Annotated in this window: 12 protein-coding genes; 2 read left to right on the top strand and 10 right to left on the bottom strand. The window is 44.6% G+C overall.

Features of this window, described 5'->3' with window-relative positions:
* Positions 1-96: 96 nt before the first annotated feature.
* On the bottom strand, positions 97-540 hold the full coding sequence (locus tag ACR5KR_RS31775) for an SRPBCC family protein (protein ID WP_448269278.1): 444 nt from the start codon (positions 538-540) through the stop codon (positions 97-99).
* 272 nt (positions 541-812) lie between these two features.
* On the opposite strand from ACR5KR_RS31775, the gene ACR5KR_RS31780 reads away from it, so the two are divergent.
* A complete protein-coding gene (locus ACR5KR_RS31780) occupies positions 813-2489 on the top strand; it encodes a mechanosensitive ion channel (RefSeq protein WP_445629156.1) in 1677 nt (558 codons plus the stop codon).
* Between the two features lie 306 nt (positions 2490-2795).
* Entirely contained in the window at positions 2796-3458 is a 663-nt protein-coding gene (locus ACR5KR_RS31785; protein WP_448269279.1) for a hypothetical protein, read from the top strand.
* On the opposite strand, the gene ACR5KR_RS31790 is transcribed toward ACR5KR_RS31785, so the two are convergent.
* From ACR5KR_RS31790 to ACR5KR_RS31830, 9 genes are all read right to left on the bottom strand, one after another.
* Entirely contained in the window at positions 3442-4743 is a 1302-nt protein-coding gene (locus ACR5KR_RS31790; protein ID WP_448269280.1) for a hybrid sensor histidine kinase/response regulator, read from the bottom strand. The genes ACR5KR_RS31785 and ACR5KR_RS31790 overlap by 17 nt on opposite strands.
* The gene (locus ACR5KR_RS31795; RefSeq protein ID WP_448269281.1) at positions 4740-7550 is read right to left on the bottom strand and encodes a CHASE2 domain-containing protein; all 2811 of its coding nucleotides are present in this window, start codon (positions 7548-7550) and stop codon (positions 4740-4742) included. Before ACR5KR_RS31795 ends, ACR5KR_RS31790 begins: the two co-directional genes overlap by 4 nt.
* A 188-nt stretch (positions 7551-7738) precedes the next feature.
* Positions 7739-8659, bottom strand: coding sequence for a DUF928 domain-containing protein (locus ACR5KR_RS31800; protein ID WP_448269282.1), 921 nt, complete (start codon positions 8657-8659; stop codon positions 7739-7741).
* A gap of 193 nt (positions 8660-8852) precedes the next feature.
* Positions 8853-11411: a CHAT domain-containing protein gene (locus ACR5KR_RS31805; protein ID WP_448269283.1), complete on the bottom strand. Its 2559-nt coding sequence runs from the start codon at positions 11409-11411 to the stop codon at positions 8853-8855.
* An 87-nt stretch (positions 11412-11498) separates the two neighbouring features.
* Positions 11499-14153, bottom strand: a complete 2655-nt coding sequence (locus ACR5KR_RS31810; RefSeq protein ID WP_448269284.1) for a two-partner secretion domain-containing protein — start codon at positions 14151-14153, stop codon at positions 11499-11501.
* 106 nt (positions 14154-14259) lie between these two features.
* Positions 14260-16719, bottom strand: coding sequence for a two-partner secretion domain-containing protein (locus tag ACR5KR_RS31815; RefSeq protein WP_445629163.1), 2460 nt, complete (start codon positions 16717-16719; stop codon positions 14260-14262).
* Between the two features lie 64 nt (positions 16720-16783).
* The gene (locus tag ACR5KR_RS31820; protein WP_448269285.1) at positions 16784-19279 is read right to left on the bottom strand and encodes a two-partner secretion domain-containing protein; all 2496 of its coding nucleotides are present in this window, start codon (positions 19277-19279) and stop codon (positions 16784-16786) included.
* A 68-nt stretch (positions 19280-19347) separates the two neighbouring features.
* A complete protein-coding gene (locus tag ACR5KR_RS31825) occupies positions 19348-21822 on the bottom strand; it encodes a two-partner secretion domain-containing protein (RefSeq protein WP_448269286.1) in 2475 nt (824 codons plus the stop codon).
* 105 nt (positions 21823-21927) lie between these two features.
* Positions 21928-22545: a Uma2 family endonuclease gene (locus tag ACR5KR_RS31830; RefSeq protein WP_448269287.1), complete on the bottom strand. Its 618-nt coding sequence runs from the start codon at positions 22543-22545 to the stop codon at positions 21928-21930.
* Between the last annotated feature and the right edge of the window lie 167 nt (positions 22546-22712).

Genomic DNA, 22712 nt, shown 5'->3' on the forward strand with positions numbered 1-22712 from the left:
AAATTTTAGTAAGCCAATGACAAATGACTAATACTTCGGCTCCCTTCGACTACGCTCAGGGCAAGTCGCTCAGTACAAGTGACTAATGACTAATGACTAATTTTGTTCTTCTGCAACTCGTTTGAGGCGGCGCAGCTGGGCTTGCATATCTTCTTTTGTCCAAGACGCAGCAAAAGTGTTAAAACCCCAACTAATTAAAGGGTTAGGGATATCGTACTCAAAGCGGTTGAGTAGGCGCGTTCCCTTTTCTGTTGGCTGACATTCCCAGCGATCGCGCCCTTGAAAAAACCCCTGAAATTCCCAGACTATCAAACCCGGTTGTCGTTCTACAACTACGCTATTCAGGGTGGGTTTTAGTAGAGGAATTTGAATAATAAAACGACTTTTACTGCCGATATCCGTACTCCAAGCTTCGCCCACAGGTTCGCAACGGAGAACGGGGTTGAGCCAACGGTGCATGAGAGCTAAATCGCTAATACAGCGCTCCACCACTGTAGCTGTAGCATTAATTTGAATCGATTGTTCCAAAACTTGGGACATTCCACATCTTTAGTGCTGTTGCTGCAATTAGAGTAACGCAAAATTCAGCAAAGTGGGAGCAGGGGAGTGAGGGAGTGAGGAGACAAGGGGACAAGGGGACAAGGAGATAAACAAAACTCCTAACTCCTAACTCCTAACTCAGCACTCAGCACTGCCAATGCCCGCATATTAAATCAAATATGAGTAAATATGTATGTTTTTACTGGTAAATTGATAGGCAAAACACTGACTCAGTGTTTGCGGCGAATACTTAAGCATAATTCCCGAAAACCATGAACACAACTTGGCAAGAAATAACCCAGGTGATGTCTACGACGGGCTACGCCTATGGAGTTGGTTTATCCACAAGGGTACAGCAATTTTTGGCACAATCATCGCCCAGCCTGCAACCAATACAACCAGCAGTGAATCAAGGAATCGCTGATGTGCAAGGTATTGTTCAACAGTTGATTCTATTTACGCCTCGTCTTTTAGGGGCGGTAGCAATTTTATTGGTAGGTTTGCTAATTGCCTTCGGTGTAGCGGCACTGACACAAGGAATTCTCAAGCGCACAAACATAGATAATCGCATTGCTGCTGGCGTAACGGGTCGTCAAGATGTTCCCCAAGTGGAGAAATTAATCTCCGGCTTAGTCTTTTGGAGCATTATCTTGTTGACGGCGGTAGCTGTTTTACAGGCATTAGATTTAGAGGTAGCCTCTCGACCCCTGAATAGTTTTCTCGATCAACTTATTGGCTTTTTGCCAAAGTTGGTTGGTGCAGGAATCCTTTTGATAACTGCTTGGTTTTTAGCGACGATTGTGAAGATTATCACTGTGCGTTCATTACAGGCATTTAATCTGGATGAGCGTTTGAATCCAGAACCAGAAGACAGCGCACCCAGCCTCAATCAGCTATCTCTGAGTGAGACAATTGGCAATGCTCTGTATTGGTTTATATTTTTACTGTTTCTTGCCCCAGTTTTAGATACTCTCGGACTCAGGCAGGCTCTACAACCAGTACAAGCTCTAATTACACAAGTTCTGCTAATTCTGCCGAACATTTTAGCGGCGATCTTGATTGCTGTAGTTGGCTGGTTCATCGCTAATATAGTACGGCGGATTGTGACGAACTTGCTGGCGACAACTGGTCTTGACCATTTAGGTAGTCGGTTGGGATTATCTACAAGTGCGGGGGTACAACCTCTATCGAGTATTATCGGCACAATTGTCTATGTTTTGATTCTGATTCCTGTAGCGATCGCAGCGCTGAATGCCTTGCGAATTGATGCGATATCAATACCAGCGATCGCTATGCTGCAACAGATTCTCAACGCCTTACCTGCCATCTTTACAGCCGCAGCAATTTTGATTGTTGCTTATTTCATTGGGCGGTTTATCGCGGACTTGGTTACAAGTATCCTCACCAATTTAGGGTTTAATAACATTTTCACTATTTTGGGTCTGACTACAGCCAGCAGACGAATCGTCATCTCCACAGAATCAGCAACCCCACCGATTCCAACCCGCACTCCATCAGAAGTTGTAGGCATTGTTGCTTTAGTGGGGATCGTGCTGTTTGCGACAGTGGCGGCGGTGAATATCTTGAATATTCCAGCCCTGACAGCATTAGTGTCTGGGATTGTGATTATATTCGGGCGGATTTTGGCCGGATTGGTGATCTTTGCCATTGGCTTATTCTTGGCAAATTTGGCTTTTAACATCATTACCAGTTCAGGCGATCGCCAAGCCCAGATTTTGGGACAAGTGGCGCGGATTGCAATTATTGCCTTAGTCTCGGCAATGGCACTGCAACAGATTGGAGTTGCCAGTGATATTGTGAATTTAGCCTTTGGACTTTTACTAGGTGCGATCGCAGTTGCTATTGCCCTAGCTTTTGGTCTTGGAGGGCGCGATATTGCAAGAGAGCAAGTTCAAGAATGGCTAAACTCTTTCAAAGGTAGAAACTAAAAATTGATCGAGGCGCAATTTCATCTGTAAATCTGGAATGCAGCCGTAAGCATCAATAGTGCAAAAAATCTATCGGCAATTTTGCTTAAGAGGTTGAAAGTTACAGCTTAGAAACTCGGAGTTTGAGTAGAGAATTTGATGTTTTAAGTTCTAAAGCTCAAGTTCCGAGTTTTAAAGCTCAACGATCGGAATCGGCGATCGCTTTCAAGTTTAAAAAAAGAATGCAACAAATAGACCATTTGTAGAGACGCGATTCATCGCGTCTTCTTCACCCAAGGATGTGTTGCAATCATTAATTGAATTGGTATGAGATATCGTGCTGGCGTTCGGGTGGGAGACTTACCTCGCTCTGATGCAAATGTGATGAAGCTTTTTGAAAAAATTCCTGGCACATCAAAGCTAGGAGGTAAAGAATATACAATTCGTCAATTTCTTAGAGATAAGCATGGTAGCCACATCAAGCCACGTTCTCAAGGTGGCTCGAATGCTGCTGATAATATCCTTTGGGAAGTAGGTGTTGATAATTTTCGCCGAGGTGCTAAAGTCATGACCGTTGGCGAACAGTTTTATATTCGAGTTTATAATGCAGTAGATTCTATTATCAGCAATTCTGGGACGATCGCGAAACTTGGGATTACTGCAACGGGAACAGCTATTCTCACTCAGGTTGTAGTCACGGCGATTTCTTACTCTTTGGATCTTTATCGAGGTGACATCACTGTTGAAGAGTATAAAAATCTAATTTTTGAAGCAGCAAAAGCAGCAGGTATTGCAACACCAATTGTTTTTTTGGTTTTGGTGGCTGTGTTAGCTTTATTTCCCGAATTTACAGTTATTTTGTCAGCACCAGTGGTTGTTGCAGGCTTCAATGCTTTATTTGGTATTAGTATTGCCACACCTATTATTCAATCGCTAGTTCGTCATCTTGAAGCTGGAGGTTTTGGCATAGAAACTACATCGGTAGAGTAATAATAAATTTTGTCCCCTCACCAGGTATTGACAAGCATTTGACTTGTCCGTTGTGTTTGTCAACAATAATTTGGTAGCTGATCGCTAATCCCAGTCCGGTTCCTTTGCCTACAGCCTTGGTTGTGAAAGATTGCTCAAAAATTCGAGATTGCACCTCAGTCAGCATACCAGGGCCGTTATCTTGGATACAAATTGTAACGGCTTTTTGTTGGGTATCAACCGATGTGGTAATGGTGATGATGTTCGGGCAAGCAGCAATATCTCGATCGCAATTGTTTTGATGGAGTTCATCAAATGCATCAATGGCATTGGCGATGATATTCATGAACACCTGATTCAGTTGTCCTGGATAGCAACTGATTGGAGGTAACTCACCGTATTGTGTGACAACCTGGATTTTAGTGCGATCGCCATTGCCTTTGAGTCGATGTTTCAACAGCATTAAGGTGCTATCAATTCCTTCGTGAATCTGAAACTCCACCTGAGATGAAATATCTGCGCGAGTAAAAGTTCTCAAAGAGAGACTGATATCTTTCAGACGGGTAATTCCTTGGTGCATTGATGCCAGTAGTTTTGGCAGATCCTCTGTCAGATACTCCAAGTCAATTTCTGCAAGAAGCTCTTGAATTTCCGAGTCTGACTGCGTTAGCTTCTGCTGTTGCAGGCTGACCAGGCGAAGGAGATTATTTACATGTTCCTCAATATAAGATAAATTTCCGCCAACAAAACCAACCGGATTATTAATTTCATGACCAATACCTGCAACCAACTGCCCCAAAGTAGACATTTTCTCACTCTGGATCATTTGTAGTTGGGTTTGCTGTAACTGTTGTAGAGATTGAGTTAATTCTCTGGTGCGTTCTTGCACGCGTTCTTCTAGTGTGCGGGTGAGATGGGAAATTTTCAGGTGTAATTTTAAACGGGCAATGACTTCTTCGTATTGGAAGGGTTTGGTAATGTAGTCAACTGCACCTATTTCCAGTCCGGCCACCTTATCTGTAGAATCGGATAGGGCAGTCATGAAAATCACCGGAATCTTCTGGGTGATCGGATTGGTTTTCAGTCTGCGACAAGTTTCAAATCCATCAATACCTGCCATCATCACATCCAAAAGAATCAGATCGGGATGAGCGTATTCTGTTTGTTCGATGGCTGACTCTCCATCTGTTGCCATCAGGGCTTTCCAGCCACACTTCTGAATCGCTTCCGATAGCACTTTGAGATTGTTTGGATTGTCATCCACTAATAAAATATGTATGGGTTTCGAGATCGGAACAGCGATCATGGATGTAACTCCGTTGTGACAAATGATTTGAGTAACTTACGGATTTTTCCGGTTTGGAAATTGGCAGTGAGTTTGCTTAACTCTGCTGCGAAGGGAGCTAGTTGACTGTTTTCTTCAATTAGTTCTCTTAACATTCCCTCAATCGCCGAGATATCTCCCATCATTGCCAGATGATAGAGTTGTTGCAAAACATCTTGGGATGGTAGAACCCATTCACTACTAGTTATCTGCTCATCTTTGGAAGGCGAAGATTCGGCATATATCCATTCCACTCCCAAGAGCGATCGCAATCTATTGAGTAGTTCGTCAATCTGGAGGGGTTTGGGTAGAAATGCTGTTGCCCCTGCCTCTAAACTCCGCTGACGATTTGACTCAAAAACGCTGGCACTAGAAACGATGATCGGAATAGAACGGGTTTGTGGATTGGCTTGGAGGTGAACCATTAGCTCAAAACCATCCATATTGGGCATGGCTAAATCGAGTAGAATCACATCTGGATTGTGTTCAATTGCTATTTGTAGCCCATGTTTGCCATCGGTGGCTTCTAGGGTTCGACAGCCAATTTCTTGCAGCAGATTGGTCAACATAGAACAGTGGTTGCGATCGTCATCGACAATCAGAATTTGAGGCGCACTACCCTGAATCCCGGTAATTTTCTGGGGAGTTGGAATGTAATCCGTCTTAGACATCGCTCCTCCAAGCCAGTCATGAGCGAGTGGTACTGATACTGTCAAATCCAGCCAAAACAGACTTCCTTCACCCAGGTGACTCTGCACCTGAATTTGGCTTTCCATCAATGCCGCAATTCTTTGGCTAATGGCCAATCCCAAGCCAGTACCTTCAGATCGTTGCCCTGCTTCACCCACTTGCTCAAAGGGCAAAAAGATTTTCTCCAGTTGATCTGGTGACATCCCAATACCCGTATCTTCTATCTGAAAACGAATTTTCTGATGTGTCATTTGTCCTTTGTCCTTTGTCATTTGTTTAGACTCGTGACCAATGACCAATGACGAATCACTAATGACTTCCACTTTGAACGTTACACTACCGTTGTCTGTAAATTTGATCGCGTTGCCCAGTAAGTTAATTAACACTTGCCGCAGCCGCTTTTCATCAACTTCAACGGCCAGTGGTAGGCGATCGCTAATTAAGACATTAAATCCAATCCCTTTCTGTTCAGCCCGGATACCACAAATCTCTGTTACACCATGTAAGAAACTAGGCAGATGCACGCTAGTGACAACCAAATCCAATTTCCTCGCTTCTATCTTCGAGAGATCGAGAATGTCATCGATCAGCATCAAAAGATGCGAACCGCATTGGTAGATAATGCTGACTCCTTCTAGGTTTTTAGCTGTCATGTTTGGCGATCCTTCTAGTACCTGGGCAAAACCAAGGATGCCATTGAGAGGTGTACGTAGTTCGTGGCTCATGTTGGCGAGAAACTCACTCTTGGCCTGATTGGCAGCATCGGCAGCTTGCTTTGCCTCCACTAATTCATGAGTGCGTTCTTCGACTTTTGTCTCTAGGGTTTTGGAATAATCCAATAGTTGACTGTTGGCAATTTCTAGTTGGCGATTTGTTTCTTCTAACTTTCGTTGTTTATAGGCATTAGTTGTTGCAATCACACTACCGATAAACGCGGCTAAGGTGGGTGTTACCGGAATTAAAACGCCAGACAAAAACATCCCATAGCCACCCCCTATACAGGCTCCACTGATGCCTACAGTTGCCCAAAGAATTTTGCCGCCGGGAATCCGCAGTTTGCTACTGGATAACAACCAACTGCCTGTAGAACCAATGACAGACGACAAAACAATCCAGAGTGATAAAGAAATGCCAGAAACACCGTGCAGACTGGCATTTCCTGTTTTTGCTCCTCGTACTAGTTGATGAGCAATATTGGCATGAACAACCACACCTGGAGTCGGTTTTTGAGCAGAGATCCAGGAAGAGAAGGGTGTACTGAAGAAATCATTGGTACTGGAGGCAATCGATCCAATAAATACCATGCGATCGCGCATCAAATCTGCCGGAATTTTACCTGCTAACACATCGCGCATCGCAACTGTCCGAAATGCGGCATCTGTTCCATGCCAATTGAGCAGAATTTGATAACCTCCTAAATCGGCATCGGTATAACCTGCTTCTTGATTTTGCAGTGGTAAGTAAATTTCTTTACCCAACTGAAACTTTTGTTTTTTGGGGTCAATGCTTTCTAAACTAATTTTTTCAGCTTCGAGGTACTTTAGGGCTACAAGGGTTGCTAGTCCGGCTTTAATAGTGTTTTTCTCTTTGGCATCTTCAGCTGTCAAGAGGGCACGACGTACAAAGCGATCGCCATCTAACACTAAATCTGCTAATCCTACCCGATCCTGTTTTTTCAATTCCGGCGGGGGATTGACGCGTTCGCCAGTAATTTTCTCAACTCCGATTAAATTGGGAGTGTTGCGAAAGACTCGAACAAGTTGCTCGTGTCCGCTTCCTTCCGGTAAATCTCGATAGAGATCCAAGCCAATGGCTCTCGGCTGCTGCGCCCGGATTTTTTCTAGTAATCGTGCCAGCGCCCAGTCTGGAACTGGCCATTTACGCACCGATTGGATATCGCGCTCATCGATTGTAACAATCACAATCTCATCTGCGAGCGCCTGTGAAGATCGCTGACGAACCCATTCGTCACGAATTTCCCATTCCGGTAAATTGAAAAGTCCCAAAGATTGCCCAACTATAACCGTCAAGGCAACGCTAGGAGTAATAATCAAAACGCTGCGAGTACGTTGGATAAAAGCCTGGAATCTGCGCCACATATTTGTGTCATGCAATGGGGATTGGGGAAGGTAGGGTTCCCTCTGGGGATAAGAGGTAATGGGGACTGGGTGGAAGTAATACCAATTTGAAAAAAGAATCGGACAAATAAACCCTTTGTAGAGACGCGATTCATCGCGTCTTTACCCAAGGATGTGTCACTATCCCATACCCAATGCCCAAATTGGTATTAGTTAGTAGATGCTAATAAGTTCGCTGTTACAATCTCCTTCAAACTCACTGAGGATAGAAGTTCTTCCCATTGTTTGCGGAGAGTTGCATTGTTAGGTTGAGTGGTGTATACCGATGCAAGTGTTGCCACACAGTCATACCAAACACCGTTTTTACCCAAAATAGTAGCCCGCTTCAAAGCATCTTGCTCTTGGATTGCTGTTGCCAACTCAGCGCTGGGCTGGATACGCTGAATCCAACCATCGACGTAGGGCGTACTCGGACTGAGTTGACCATCTACTTTCAGTGCTAGAAACCATTGATAGTTTTTACCAACGGCTAAAGCGGGTGCATTAGCTGGTAATTCGATCGCGATTACCCCAGTTTTTCCTGCAACTGAAATGTTCATCTGATGTTGCATATTGCCAGCTTCATCTTTGAGGCTGAACACTGCTTCTTCGGCATTGGAAGCTGGTAGATACACCAAGATTGTGGGACGTTCAGATACCGTTGTGCCATAGAAATTTTGAGGCAAGAGGGCGATTAGCGCTGCTGGTTGCGTTGTACTTGTAATCGATGGATTCAAGTAGTAAGTACCAACGCGAGAAGCACCCGCACTTGCTTGTTGGGGAGCGCCTTTGCCAGGGGCAGGTGTAAAAAGGTTGCCGCGAGAAGCTCCTCCAGTTGCCTGTCTGGGCGTACCTTTGCCAGGGGCAGGTGTAAAGAGGTTGCCGCGAGAAGCTCCTCCAGTTGCTTGTCTGGGCGCACCTTTGCCGGCAGCAGGGGTAAATATACTACCGCGAGAAGCTCCTCCCGTTGATTGTCTGGGAGAGCTACTGTTGGGGGGTGGGGTAAATGTAACAGCAAGGGCAGTAGTCCATGTACTGCTAGCGATCAGAGCGATGACGCTCAATGTACTAGCTATATACCGACGTTTCATGATTTTTTCCTTATGTCATTGAAATGTGATACAAACAAAATACGTTTCTTTCGACTATGTTCAGAAGCTCAGATAATAAGTCTAAGTAAGAGTAAAATCAGGGAACTTCTACTAGCAGTATAGGCGAGCTTCAGATGAAGTGCTGTAAAAAATAGCCTAAATTATTTGCAATTGACTCCGTTGTATTACTTAGCTAAATCCAGTTGCCGATCAAAACAAAGCCAGACCAAAAGAACGGTTCGTGGAAATCAGTTTGGTGAATTAGGCTAATTTGTGCTTGTCTTAGTGCTTCAGCTTTAGTAATTTTGGGTTGTCGGAGTTGGTCATAGAAGCGAGTCATGAGCATCGCGGCTGCCCGATCTTTGACGGGCCATAGGGTAGCGATAGTTGAGCGAGCGCCGGATTTGACAGCCAAGCCCGCTAGTCCCAGGACGGCGCGATCGTCGCCTGCGGCAGTATCGCAGGCACTTAGTACCAGCAACTCAATGGCTTTTGAGGGATCGCTACCACGATTTTTCAGGAGTTCAGATAATTCTTTAACATTGACTTGTCCATCCCAAGTAAGCAAGAAGGTGTCTTCGAGGCGGGAACTAAACTGTCCGTGGGTTGCTAAGTGGACAATACCTGCACTACTGGATTTCACCTGTTTAGCAAGGGCAAGACTTGTGAATTTCTGGTTCAGCAACACAGAGGACGACACGGACTTGGAGATTTGTTTCACTTCTGATTCTACGGCGGGCAAAGCACTAAAACCAGCGCGAGATTGGCTAATGCCACCGACGATCGCACTGATGTGGTTTTGCGATCGCGTCGCCATTAGTTGCAATCCTGGTGAGAGTGCCACAGCATACTTCTCAATCAGATATTGCTTACCATCAAAAAGAGCTGCTATGGGAATGTTCCGCAATCGACCATCCAAAACAAACACCAATGTCTTGGTATCAATAAATGCTTGCTCTGCTGACTCTGGACGAATCAACCAACCATAAATTTGTTGAGATAATCGATCTCGGTCTTTAGAATCCGAGACAGGGTTAAGCGCAACCAAAAAATTGTCTAGAGTCTGCTCAATTTCAGCTTGCGATTTATGAGTGACATAGGAACGGAGTGGTTGCCCTGCTTTGGAGAGAATTACTGTTAAACGATCTGGCAGGATGATTGGATAAATGACGGTTGCAGTGGGATCAACCCGATCGATCTGTTGAGTTTTATCTAAACAGGCTTCCCGAAAAAAGTTATCGAGTTCCGCAATTTGGAGGGATTCAATCAATTCACGAGCTTGGATTAGTTCTGCTTGACTCGGTTCATTCTCTAGAAGTAAATCAACCAGTTCTCGGTAGACAGGCTCCACACTGGTGCGAAAAGAGAACTGGACATCAGGGTTGATAGCCACCAAATCTCCCCGCAGTGCCTTTAAAGCGTTGACTGCTTCTGTATAGGCACTAATCGCTTTTGAGCGATCGCCTTGTTGTTTATACAACTGTCCCACCTGCCAAGCAGATTGAGCAATGATATCGTTAGCTTGGAGTTGGCGAGCAATGTTGAGGGATTTCTGAGTTAACTCCTGTGCTTCAGATAACTGCTGTGTACGCTGATAGAGTTTTCCCCACTGATTTAGTGCATGAGCTTCGGCTTGAGTATCCTGGATTTGCTGTGCAGATTTCACTGTGACTGCCATCAGTTGCGCCAAATCTTTCAGCGGTAGGATTTGGTCAGAATTTGACTGGTGGTTGAGAGTGGCAACAAAATTGATCGCTGCGTAGAGTGAGGTGTGACTGGGGTTCAGTTCCCGAAGTTCTTGGAGTAGTTGAGGTGCGAGTGGGTTAGCAAACTCCAGTTTGTCGTAATTGAGGAAAAGTTTGAACTGAGCTAAACGCGCTTGTAATCGATCGCTTGGGTTAGTTGTTAAGAGTTGGGCCTGTTCAAAGTAATTTAATGCTGATTCTGGATCTTCCAAGTCAACGGCAGTTTGGCCGAGGCTTATCAGGATAGAACTTAACTGGGGTTGGGCTGAAATTTGGCGAGCGATCGCTAAACTTTGCTCTAAAATCTGTTGACTTTTTCCAGAGTCGCCAATTATTTGCAGAGCTAAACCAAGCGATCGCAGTCCACTGACTTTGATTTCTGAATCTGGCATTGCTCCCAGCTTTTGAGTCAGTACCTCTAACTGTTGTTTAGAACGGCGGTAAAATCCTAAAGTTTGTAAAGCTTGTGCCTGGTTGATTTGACTACCCAGACTTCCCATTGTGTCGCCTGCTTGCTCATAAAATTTTTGAGCTTTTTGCCAACTTTCGAGGGCGGTTTCGGCTTTGCCAGTATGCAATTGCAAATTTGCTTGCGTATTGAGTGCTTGTGCCCAGAGAATTGCATCAGCAGAGGGAATAGAGGTTTGCAATATTTTCAAACTTTGCTCAATAGACTGTTGGGCTGCTTGCCATTGATTAAGCTCCTGTTGTGTCAGTGAGAGGTAACTTAAACTTAGAGCTTCATTCAAGCGATCGCCTTGGGTATGATACTGTTGTGCTGCCGTTTGCCAAATCGTTACTGCTTCTGCAAAGCGTCCTGAATGGTAAAGGTTTCGTCCTTGTTCTAGCCAATTGGTCGGTTGAGAAGTCGATGCTGACACATTCAGAGTAGAAGTTGTTGGTACTGGCAAAGACGCTCTAGTAGGTGTAATGGTTATTGCCAAACACAAGCTCAAAATACTCAGACTGATATATAGCCAACGAAGTTGTTTAACTTGGAAACCCATAAGTAATTATCACTACCATAGTTTATTGGTCTGTATACTATATCACTTTGAAATTTAATCAACTTGGTTATAAGATTCCTGAGCAAATTAACTCTTGGGAACTGCATCACAAGTTAAGTGGGGCTGTATATTTACGGTAGATTGGGTTGCAATTAATTCGATTTTGCCGTTAGCATTGCGCTGCCAAGAAGTGGCTTCAACGAGGACTTTTGGGGATACAGGTATCTGCGTAGTTACCCGATCTGTATCTGTTTTTCGGTAAGCAGACAAATCTCGCAAATCGTCCCAAGTGCGTAGGCTAGCTACTTGCTGATTGGGATTTTGCGGCACACCACCCCGACCCGTTGCAACAAATTTACTGCTTTCATTAGCAGAACAACCTGTAGCAATTTGCTGCGATGAATTGGTTACATTTGCTGGTAGTTCGACTAAGCCGGAATTTGGATCGACACCAATATTATTAACTTGAACAGTGCCACTCACTCCAAATTGGGAACTGGCGGTGATGTCGCTTTCTGGGGTGAGTTGGGGACGGAATTTCAGCCCAAAGATGCCTTGGGTGGTGATTTGAATATTTCCACCGCTTCCGAGTACCGCATTGGCAACGATATCGCTATCTTCGTCAGGAAGGGCAATAATAGCTCCAGCAGTAATATCAATGTTACCTCCGGTAGAAGTACCAGTGGCATTAGTTGTAATATTACTGCCATGACGTAACAGCAAAACATCATTTGCTTGGAGGTGAATGTTACCTTGACTACCTCCTTTGACTTCCGATCGCAGACTGGCTTTATTGTCGAGGAAAATATTATTGGCTGTAATATTCAAATTACCTGCATCTCCGCCTCCTATATTGCTCACGGTCACTTCCGCACTATTACGTATTTTGACTGTATCAGATGTAATTTTTATCGTTCCGGCGTTAAAATTAGTTGTTGAAGATGCTGCGATCGCACTGGGCAGAATTTGACCGTTAGTTAAAGGTTGAGACATCCCCTGGATATCAATGTTTTTAACCTGTAAGTTAATATTCCCCGCATTTGCCTGACCCTGGCTAGAAGAGGTGATTTGTCCTCCATTAAAGAGCCGTAGGTTGTCAGCAGTTAAGGCGATATTTCCACCTGAACCTACTGAATTATCACTCACGGAAACAGTAATGCCACCAGGTAATTTGCTGATAACATCAATTACTGGATCGCTAACTGCTACCTCTTGCGCGTGAATGGTGATATTTCCCGCTTTCCCTTTTCCTGATAAAGTACTGCGGATAGACCCGCCATTAAAGAGATGCAAACGTCCAACATCGATTGAGATATTTCCCGCGTCTCCTTCTGTTTGACCAATTCTCGTACCCACTCCAGACAGTAGTAGAGAGGGTGTGTATCCTGAGATATCAAGGCTCTCAGTTGCTCGGATTGAGATATTTCCAGCCTTGCCTGTGGGAGGAGAGATACCGTTAAAGGGTATCAAAGATGTACTGACGATTCCACCATCTTGCAGCCGCATTCGATTTGTTTCGATGGAAATATTTCCACTCTGATTGTTCTTGCCACCAAAGAGAGTGGTGGTAATCGAGGTGGGGATTTGAATAAATGGATTAGAACCTACCACCTCTACATCTGAAGCCCGAACAGTTACATCTCCCGATCGAGAATTGTTGCCATTAGAAGAGGACTGAAGCCAAGCTCCATTTGCTAACTTTAAGCGTCCTGTCTCTACTGTTACATCTCCAGCTCGTCCAGTTGCTGGAGGCCCAAAAAAGATACCTAAAGAAGTTCCAATGCCAGGATTAATTTGTCCTGGGAGAGAAACACCCAGCAGATCAACAAAGTCTGTGGTGTTGACAGTAATTCCCTTACCTTGCCCAGCAAAGGTAGTGGAACTAATATTCGACCCATCCTGCACCGTCAACCCACGTCCACGGATGTTGATTGCACCCCCGTTAATTCCACTTGCATCAACCAATGAAGCTTGTTGTAACGTAATTGTGCCCCAATTTGTCATAGCCACAGGACTCGTCAGTTGCCATTGAGCTTGATTTTCTATTTGAATCCCAGCATTTTGCAAAGCCCACAGTTCGATATGCCCATTTGGTGCCGTCAGTTTTGCCCCTGTCATGTCGATTTGACTACCAACTAATGCTAGTGTTTGCCCGGTTTTAACTCGCAAGTCTGCCCCTTGAACTTGTATCGCTCCAGCATTTGCCCCAAGTTGCAAACCCACAGGTACACTTATAGTCAGCAAAGGAGTACCCGAAGCATTTACAGCACTAAATTCCGTCCCATCGGCAAACTTAATACTATTCGCCGTCGTCCCCACAAAGGAGCCACCAATATTCAAGCGGGCATTTGCCCCAAACACAATCCCCGCAGGATTCATCAAAAACAAACTTACCGGGTTACTACTATTAAGCGTGCTAATTAACCCATCAATATTGGAAACATTTCCACCTGTAACCCGACTGAATATAGTTGTAATATTTGGTGTGTTAATTAAATCAAATCTAGCTGAACCACCTGTAGGTACAGAGAAATTACTGAAGCTATGAAATAAATTATTACCTTTTTCAATTCCGTTAATAATATTAAAATTATTACCACTTGGATTGACAATGGTGTTAGTTGTGCCATCGGATGTCACTTGAGCGATCGCACTGTTACACCCCAGGAAGATTACCCCCAATGGTAGCAGTATCTTACAAATTCGATTACTGACACCGAACCTAGTAGAAATTAATTTCATCACGGAATTTCCAATTGTACCTAATTAACTAGGGTTCCCAAAATGGTGTCATCATATATAAAATTTAGTCACTTTTGGAATTGAGCGGCGATCGCGTTTCACCAATTTAATTTGGCACAGCCATACAAGTGAGCGACGGCTGTATATTGCCAACAGAAGGAGCGGCAATTAATTCAATTTTGCCGTCAGCGCGGCGATGCCAAGTTATAGCTTGAACTAGAATATGTGGAGATGGGGGTATTTGAGCGGTGACATTGCTACTTTTGCGGTAAGCAGATAAATCTCGTATATCATCCCAGGTTCGTAGGCGTAGCCCGTCGTAGACATCACTTGCCATCTGATTAGGATTTTGTGGCACACCACCCCGTCCCGTTGCCACAAAGCGACTGCCTTCACTGTCCGCACAGCCTGTAGCAATTTGCTGGGATGGATCGGTCACATTTACTGGTAGTTCGACTAAACCCGAATTTGGATCGATACCAATAGTATTAACTTGAACCGTGCCACTTACCCCAAATTGGGAACTGGCAGTAATGTCACTATCAGGAGTGAGTTGGTTGCGGAACTTCAGCCCAAAGATGCCTTGAGTGGTGATTTGGATGTTACCACCTCTGCCTTGTACTGCATTGGCAATAATGTCGCTGTTTTTTAAGCCGATGATGATGGGTGCATTAATGTTTATATTACCTCCATCACCATTACCGCCTGCTGTTGCTGCGATCGCGCTCTTATCACGCAGTAGCAATAAGTTCCCAACTTGTAAAGCGATATTACCTCCATTACCTGATTCTGTTTGTGCCTGAATACTTCCTTGACGGTCTAATCGGATGGTATTGGCTGCGATCTTGAGACTGCCACCATTGCCGCTACCTTGACTAGTGACACCGACTGTCCCGCCATCTGTCAGCGTTAGGCTCGGCGTGTTAATGCTCACATTACCTGCATTTGCCGTGAGTTTATCCGGTAGATGGAATCTCTGCCGGAGTAGTAGAGGTAGTAGAATGCTAGATGAGTTGATACTGCTGTTATTGCTTCGACTGCGACCGCTAATCTCGATCGATTCCGTGGCGTTAATGCTTATATCTCCCCCATTACCGGCAAAAAATGTAGTTGTCCCAATTGCTCCCCCATCCAGAATTTGCAATTTGGCGGTATCTAGGGTCAAAGTTTTGGCGTTTCCGGTCGCAAAAGTGATTGAGCTAATGTTGCTATATATTCCATCGGGGCCTTCTCCCATGACAGTGGTGTGATTGGTGCGAATCGTCACTTTACCACTGGAGCCACTGCCAAATGTAGCTGAAATCAGCGATCCACCATTTGACACCAGTAAACTATTGGCATTGACGGAGATATCGCCAGCGTTCCCAGAACCATAGCCAGAAGTAGAAAGGCTACTAACCTTTGGATTGATTGGTGACAAGCCAGACAGTTTAATCGCTGTTGCATCAACGTGGATATTGCCACTGGAAGCCACTCCAACTGAAATGCTATTCAACCCCCCTCCCTGCTGGAGGGTAAACTGGGGAGTAATTACACTGATGTTCCCACTAGCTGCGATACCCACAACTTCAGTACGCACCCCACTGCGAATTGTGCTATCAGCTGTTGTGCCAATCAAATCAATCGCCTCTGTAGCCTGAAGGCGAATGTCGCCGCCGGGTATATTGCCTAAATTTCGCGCCAGCACCAGAGAGCCATCGGTGAATTGAATGTGTCGCCCCCGAATTTGAACGGAACCTGCATTCACCCCGCTTATATCTAATAGCGATCGCCCTGTAAGCTGAATATCACCAAACTTTTGCCCATCTTCATATCCCAAAGTATATCCCTGTGCAGTTGGGAGCAAACTAACCAATCCTGAACCACTCACACTGCCTAATTCTACTTGCCCTTGCTTGGCGGTCAGAGTTGCCCCATTCAGATTCAGATTACCACCTACCAAAGCTAGGGTTTTTCCCGGCTGTACCCGCAATTCTGTCGCACTCGGATTTTGAGTCACAAGAGGCAGCCCACCGATATTAGTCAAGCGGTGTCCTGTACCTTGAACAGTGATTGATGCGGGATTATTACCCATTTGCAGTCCAATAGGAACATTGATACTTAATAAGGGGTTAGCTTGGGGATTAATAGCGTTAAATTCAGCACCATCACTAAATTTAATGCTCTGGGCAGTTGTCCCAATAAAGGAGCCGCCAAGATTAAGTTGGGCATTTGCACCGAAAATTATCCCACTGGGATTAAGCAAAAATAAATTAGCGCTACCATTGGCTTTAATTAAACCATCAATATTGGAAACACTCCCACCAGTGACGCGACTGAAGATATTTTGCACATCTGCGGCGTTGTTGAAGATTGCTGTGTTACCTGTGGGTATAGAGAAATTACTGAAACTGTGAAATAAATTCTTACCTTTTTGTATACCGTTAAGAATATTAAAATTATTACCACTTTGGTTGACAACGGTATTGGTAGTACCATCGGATGTCACCTGAGCGATCGCCCTTAGCATCATCCCTGGAGTTAATAACCCACTTGTCAATATAAATACAAAGGGTACGGCTTTCATTATTAAAGACTTCTTTTACTGATTTAAAATTAGAGTTCCCTAAATGATATGATTGATAACATCATTAACTTCTCGGAATCGCAGCACAGGTTAATGCTGGTTGCACCTGAGTAGCAGGTTTATCTGCAAATATCTCGATTTTGCCATCAGCATTACGTCCCCAACCTGTAGCCTGGACAAGAACTGCATCTTTTGTGGGTATTTGGGCTATCACTTCGCTTCTTTTGCGGTATACAGAGAGATCGCGAACATCATTCCAGGTTCGTAGGCCTAGCCCGTCGTAGACATCACTCGTCACCTGATTAGGATTTTGTGGCACACCACCTCGTCCAGTTGCCACAAAGCGGCTGCCTTCACTGTCCGCACAGCCTGTAGCAATTTGCTGGGATGGATCGGTCACATTTACTGGTAGTTCGACTAAACCCGAATTTGGATCGATACCGATAGTATTAACTTGAACCGTGCCACTTACCCCAAATTGAGAACTGGCAGTAATGTCACTATCAGGAGTGAGTTGGTTGCGGAACTTCAGCCCAAAGATGCCTTGAGTGGTGACTTGGATGTTACCACCTCTGCCTTGTACTGCATTGGCAATAATGTCGCTGTTTTTCAAGCCGATGATGATGGGTGCATTAATGTTTATATTACCTCCATTCCCTGAACCGCCTGCTGTTGAGGTTATCTGGCTATTGTCTTGCAGAAGCAACAGGTTTTTAGCGGACAATTTAATATTGCCACCATTACCGGATTCTGTTTGTGCTTGAATAAACCCTTGATTCTTTAATTTGATGCTGGCTGCACTGATATTAATATTGCCACTATTTCCACTACCTTGACTGGTGACACTAACTGTCCCGCCATTCGTCAGCGTTAAGTTCGGTGTGGTAATGCTCAAAGTACCGGCATTCGCTGTTAATATATCTGGTAGACCAAATCGTTTCCGCAATGACGGATCGGGTCGGATGGTGGAGGCGTTAATGCTGCTATTAGTTGCCCGACCTTCACCACTGATGACGATCGCTTCAGTAGCATTGATCCTCAAATCTCCCCCATTACCTGCAAAAAATGAGGTAGTGGCAACTGCCCCCCCATCCAAAATTTGCAATTTCGCAGTATTCAGGGTCAACATTTTGGCACTTCCGGTTGCAAATGTAGTTGAGCTAATGTTGCTGTAAAGTCCAGAAGGACTTTCTCCCATCACCGTGGTATTGTTGTTGCGAATCGTCACTTTACCGCTAGAACCACTGCCAAAGGTAGCCGAAGATAGTGAGGCACCGCTTGATACTAGTAGACTATTACCATTGACGAAAACATCACCAGCATTTCCAGTGCTTAGTGTAGTAGTGTTTAGCGTGGTGACGTTAGCAGGATTATTGGGTGAAAAGCCAGACAGTTCAATGGCGGTTGCATCAATGTAAATATTGCCACTGGGAGCTGCTCCAAGAGTTGTGCTATTCAACCCCGCTCCCGACTTGATAGTGAAGTTGGGAGTAATAACGCTGATATTCCCGCTAGCTCCCATACCCAAAGCATCACTACGCACTCCGCTCTGAATTGTGCCATCGGCTGTTTTGGCAATTAGATTAATGGACTCTGTAGCCTGAAGGCGAATGTCACCACCGGGGAGATTGCCAAAATTTTGCGCCAGTACCAGAGAGCCATCGGTGAATTGAATTTGCCTACCCTGAATTTGAACGGAACCTGCATTCACGCCGCTGATATCTAATAGCGATCGCTGTGCCAGTTGAATATCGCCAAAGCTTTGTACATTCCCATATCCCAGTGTATAGCCCTGTGCGGTTGGTATCAGGTTTACCAATGCTGTACCGCTTACACTACCCAATTCAACTCGTCCTCTTTCAGCGATTAGGTTTGCCCCATTTAGATGTATGTCGCCACCCACAAAGGCTAGGGTGTTTCCCGGCTGTACCCGCAGTTTTGTAGAACTGGGAATCTGAGTCGGGGGAAGCAGAGTTAGTCCACTGATATTCCTTAAAGTGTGTCCTGTACCTTGAATGTTGATGGGTGCGGGATTGTTACCCAGTTGCAACCCAATGGGAACATTGATGCTCAACAAGGGGGCAGATTCAGAATTAATTGCGCTAAACTCAGTACCATCGGCAAATTTAATACCGCTGGCAGTGGTACCAATAAACGAACCCCCAATGTTTAGTTGGGCATTAGCTCCAAAGATGATCCCACTAGGGTTGATCAAGAACAGACTAACGGGGTTGTGGCTGTTAATCGTCTGAATTAAGCCATCAATGTTAGAGATATTACCGCCAGTAACACGGCTGAAGATGGTAGAAATGTTGGGCGTGTTTACTAAATCAAAAGTAGCCGAACCGCCAGTGGGAACCGAAAACTGCTGAAAACTGTGAAATAAGTTACTGTTGGCGGCACTACCATTAGTAATGGTGAAGTTATTACCGCTTTGGGAAACAGTAGTATTAAGGGTGCCATCAGGAGTTAGCTGGGCACTCACAGAGGTACACCAAAGGAGCATCCCACCTGTCAGCATTATATCGATCAAACCCCAGCAAACAGAGAGTGCTTTCATCGCTCACTTTCTATTAATAATATATAGAGTTCCCTAAACGGCATTGTGTTTGAACAACATCAACAGTTTTAGTTGTCATCTTGGTGTGGCTTTCTAAAAACGAAATTTGCCGCAGGCATTGCAATGGCTGGAACTTCAGTTTGTGCACCACAGGTTAAATATGGTTGTACATGGGTTGGTTGAGCCGCAATTAACTCAATTTTGCCCTGGGTGTTCCGATGCCAGGAAGTAGCTTGGACAAGAACCTTTGAAGATTCAGGCATTTGTGCTGTGACTTCCCCAGTTTTGCGATATTCAGAGATATTGCGGACATCAGACCAAGTGCTTAGGCGTAGCCCGTCGTAGACATCGCTCGTCACATCTTGATTGGGATTTTGCGGCACACCACCCCGTCCCGTTGCCACAAATCGACTGCCTTGGTTTGCAGAACAACCACTGGCTATTTGTTGCGATGGATCGGTTACATTGGTTGGTAGTTGAACTAACCCAGAGTTTGGATCGACACCAATATTATTGATTTGAACGGTACCGCTAACCCCAAATTGAGAACTAGCGGTAATGTCATTTTCGGGAGTGAGTTGGGGACGGAACTTGAGTCCGATAATCCCTTGAGTTGCGATTTGAATATTGCCACCCTTTCCTTTCACAGCATTGGCAATAATGTCACTATTTTCTAAACCCACAATGTTGGGAGCATTAATCGTAATATTGCCACCATTACCACTGCTACCTGCTTCTGCACTGATAAAGCTGCCATGACGCATCAGTAGTAGATCCCGCAGTTGTAAATTAGTGTTACCGCCACCGCCTGCTTTTGTGGATGCTGAAATACTGGCTCCATTGTCGAGTCGTAAAGTGTTCGCCTGAATGTTTAAAGTACCAGCTTTACCGGAGCCAAGGTTTTGGACAAAAACTGTTGCACCATTACTGATATTAAGAAGTGGGGTGTTAATCGTGCTGTTACCTGAAGTAGCGCTGGAAACTCCAAAAACAGGACGAACAGCAGTACCAATATAGCTGGGATTTGCTGCATCTTTGACACCATTCACATCAATCGATTCAGCCGCATTGATAGTCAGTGAACCCGCATTTCCTAAAACGATGCTAGAAGCTGACACTCTGCCGCCAGCTTGAACCGACAGCTTGCGGGTATCGATTTTCAAATCCCCTGCATTACCAAACCCGAATGTGGCAGTAGACAACAGACTAAAATAAAAACCCTTTGGCGCTCCCTCATTTGTCACCTGAATTGTATCTGCCTTGACGATGAGATCGCCGCCATTTCCTGAAGCGTAGGGTCTTGCTGCTATATTGCCGCCAGCTAAAATAGACAGGTTTTGAGTGGAGATGTTAACATTTCCACCTTTTCCAGCCCCATAGGAAGCAGCTAATATCTGGCTGACTGCTCGAAAAGGAGAAGGATCGCCAAATGCAAAACCATTCACCCGCATTTCATCAGTATTTATTGCAATATTGCCACCCGGTGCTGTGCTAAAGGTACGGTTTAAGATATACCCACCCCCGTTAATATTCAATTGTGGGGTGGTAATGATAATATTCCCTGCTGCACCTGGGGATATAGTTTCATTAATTAAACTGCTGGAACTTTTAAAATCAGGAGACTTGCCGATAATCTGGAGGGACTCTGTGGCATTGATTGCAATATCACCAGCAGTTTGATTGCTGCGATTTTGCACTAATATCAGCGAACCATCTCGGATGCTGACCTGTTTACCCTGAATTTGGATGGCTCCTCCCCTTTGCCCACTGAGGTCGCGTGTAGATGCTAAAGCTCGTTGAGTTATCTGAATATCGCCAAAACTCGCAGCATTAGGATAACTCAGTGCAAATCCTTCGGGGATGGAATTGAGGGCAACGCTTCCGTTAGTGATGCTACCCAATTCTATTTGCCCTCCTGGTGCGGAGAGCAATCCTCCATCTAAGGCAACATTCCCACCCAGCAATGCCAGCGTCTTTCCAGATTGCAACTGTAATCCTCTGGTACCGAGGTTTAATCCAGAAACCTGAAGTGAGTCGCCTAATTGGGCATTGTGTCCCGATCCTTGGACGGTAATGGCTCCTGGATTACTACCAAATTGTAAGCCAACTGGCGCATTGATCGTCAATAAAGGGGCTGGTGTAGTGTTGGTAGCACTAAACTCCACCCCGTCAGAGAACTTAATGCTGGTTGCAGTTGTACCAACAAACGATCCACCAATATTCAGTTGGGCATTGGCCCCAAACAAAATACCCGCAGGATTGAGCAGGAATAAATTGGCGCTACCGTTGGCACGGATTAATCCATCGATATTAGACGCACTACCACCTGTGACACGACTGAAGATATTTTGCACATCTGCGGCATTATTGAAGAAAGCCGAGCCGTTGGTAGGAATTGAGAATTGGCTGAAGCTGTGGAAGAGGTTGTTGCCAACTCGATTCCCGTTGTTGATGGTGAAGTTATTGCCACTTTGAGAGACAGTGGTGTTGAAGGTGCCATCAAGAGTTACTTGAGCGATCGCAAAGCCGCACCGAAGTGGCATTACTATTAATGGTACTATTCCACTACATAGAACTAACCAAAGAGGGGTCGTACTCATCACCAAGCCTTTATTGATACTTTGTATTTTAAAATACCCAAAAAAGCTCTACAAAGTACAATTAAAAACTTGATTAGCAGTCAGTTTTAAATCTGGAAAAGTAGGGGATATAATATGTTCCGAATTCCTAAATTGCGCTACTTGATATTCTTCATCAACGAGATGATAAATAGAAATGGTCGGCTGTTTAGGATTACCGATAAATTTTCTGGCTCCGAAAGCTGCATAATCAACAATCCAATATTCGGGAATCTTCATGACTTCATAATTCCCTAATTTGGTGTAATAATCGTCTTCCCAGTTTGTACTCACTACCTCGATAATTAAAGGAATTGATTGGCTTTGAGTCACGGTAGATTCTTTTTCCCACAATTCCTCGTTATGTAAATTAGCATCGTTGATTAAAACTACATCCGGTAAGTAACCAGATGATTTCCTTGGTGGTTTTACTAATGCTGTTTTGGGAATAAAATATGGTAATTGCAAGCGTTTATATTCAACGGTAATTTCTCCTGCTAAAAATCCCGTAACTTTCTCATGTTTTCCGCTTAGCTGAGACATTTCAACAATTATCCCATCGTGTAACTCATAACGCTTTCCAGCATTTTCTGGCAGCCATTCGATAAATTCTTCAAAGGTAAATAGTTGAGTTAAAGCTTGAGCCATATCAAAACCTCCGCTTTGACTTTAGCATTTTCAACATCGAGGCTGATTATTAGTTTGGCATTGCAGTGCAGGTTAAAGATGGTTGTACATGGGTTGGTTGAGCCGCAATTAATTCAATTTTGCCCTGGGCGTTGCGATACCAGACCAAGCCTTTATTTATACCTTGT

The sequence above is a fragment of the Nostoc sp. DSM 114159 genome, assembly GCF_053470285.1.

What these genes read in the sequence shown, in the direction of transcription:
- ACR5KR_RS31780 (WP_445629156.1), top strand. Translation starts at nt 813, where the DNA reads ATGAACACAACTTGGCAAGAAATAACCCAGGTGATGTCTACGACGGGC.
- ACR5KR_RS31785 (WP_448269279.1), top strand. Translation starts at nt 2,796, where the DNA reads ATGAGATATCGTGCTGGCGTTCGGGTGGGAGACTTACCTCGCTCTGAT.
- ACR5KR_RS31795 (WP_448269281.1), bottom strand. Translation starts at nt 7,550, where the DNA reads ATGTGGCGCAGATTCCAGGCTTTTATCCAACGTACTCGCAGCGTTTTG.
- ACR5KR_RS31775 (WP_448269278.1), bottom strand. Translation starts at nt 540, where the DNA reads ATGTCCCAAGTTTTGGAACAATCGATTCAAATTAATGCTACAGCTACA.
- ACR5KR_RS31810 (WP_448269284.1), bottom strand. Translation starts at nt 14,153, where the DNA reads ATGAAATTAATTTCTACTAGGTTCGGTGTCAGTAATCGAATTTGTAAG.
- ACR5KR_RS31815 (WP_445629163.1), bottom strand. Translation starts at nt 16,719, where the DNA reads ATGAAAGCCGTACCCTTTGTATTTATATTGACAAGTGGGTTATTAACT.
- ACR5KR_RS31820 (WP_448269285.1), bottom strand. Translation starts at nt 19,279, where the DNA reads ATGAAAGCACTCTCTGTTTGCTGGGGTTTGATCGATATAATGCTGACA.
- ACR5KR_RS31805 (WP_448269283.1), bottom strand. Translation starts at nt 11,411, where the DNA reads ATGGGTTTCCAAGTTAAACAACTTCGTTGGCTATATATCAGTCTGAGT.
- ACR5KR_RS31800 (WP_448269282.1), bottom strand. Translation starts at nt 8,659, where the DNA reads ATGAAACGTCGGTATATAGCTAGTACATTGAGCGTCATCGCTCTGATC.
- ACR5KR_RS31830 (WP_448269287.1), bottom strand. Translation starts at nt 22,545, where the DNA reads ATGGCTCAAGCTTTAACTCAACTATTTACCTTTGAAGAATTTATCGAA.
- ACR5KR_RS31825 (WP_448269286.1), bottom strand. Translation starts at nt 21,822, where the DNA reads ATGCCACTTCGGTGCGGCTTTGCGATCGCTCAAGTAACTCTTGATGGC.
- ACR5KR_RS31790 (WP_448269280.1), bottom strand. Translation starts at nt 4,743, where the DNA reads ATGATCGCTGTTCCGATCTCGAAACCCATACATATTTTATTAGTGGAT.